The organism is Photorhabdus namnaonensis, assembly GCF_001684335.1.
In the GTDB taxonomy this organism is placed as follows: Bacteria; Pseudomonadota; Gammaproteobacteria; order Enterobacterales; family Enterobacteriaceae; genus Photorhabdus; species Photorhabdus namnaonensis.
In genome coordinates, this window is the sequence record NZ_LOIC01000052.1 from 1 (window position 1) to 868 (window position 868).

Genomic DNA, 868 nt, shown 5'->3' on the forward strand with positions numbered 1-868 from the left:
GGACATGATGCTCAATAAAGTGGATATCAGTCAGCGCAGCCCCCTGTTCAGCTTCACCCGCCAGATACAGGGGCTGCACAGCGCTGTGACGCAGCTGCTGGAGGGACTCCTTTACAACGGCGGTCCGGCCCAGCCCGGCCTGCGGGGGGTTTATCTCACCTCGTCTACACAAATCGGCCAGATGGATGACCTATTTACCCAGTCCGCCGCGGTACAGTATCACCTCGGGCCACAGGCATTTCCCACCTGGCCGGTGGCGGACACCGCGCCCTACTTCACCCACGCGCTGTTTGAAGCGGTCCTGCTGGCCGAGCCGAATCTGGCGGCGGAAAACCGCCTGTGGTTAAACCGCCACCGCCACACACTGCTGACCTTCTCCACCGTGGGCGCCGGGGTGGGGCTGGCCCTGTGGACCGGCTGGCACTACGCCTATCAGAAGAACTACCGGGCCGGCGACGAGGTCCTGGCGCAGGCCAGAACCTTCCTGTCTGTGCCGCCCCCCCAGGGCGAAGACCGTAACGGCAATTTACAGCTTCCCCTGCTCAATCCTGTCCGTAAAGCCACCCTGGCCTACGGGGATTACCATCAGAAAGGGCCGCTGGCGGATATGGGGCTTTATCAGGGCGCGGCGGTCGGCCCGTACGTGGAAAACACCTACCTGCAACTGCTGTCTCAGCGCTTCCTGCCCGCCTTAATGAACGGCCTGCTGGACGACCTGAACCGGGCGCCTAAAGGCAGCGAAGAAAAACTGGAAGTCCTGCGCATCATGCGGATGCTGGAAGATGGCAGCGGCCGCAATAAATCGCTGGTGGAACACTATATGCAGGCGCGCTGGAGTCAGGTTTTTAATGGCCAGCGGCCGTTACAG

At 61.9% G+C, this 868-nt stretch carries 1 protein-coding gene; it reads left to right on the top strand.

What is annotated here, in order from left to right:
• A partial coding sequence (locus Phpb_RS26715) for an ImcF-related family protein (protein WP_276204264.1) occupies positions 1 to 868 on the top strand: 868 nt, incomplete at both ends.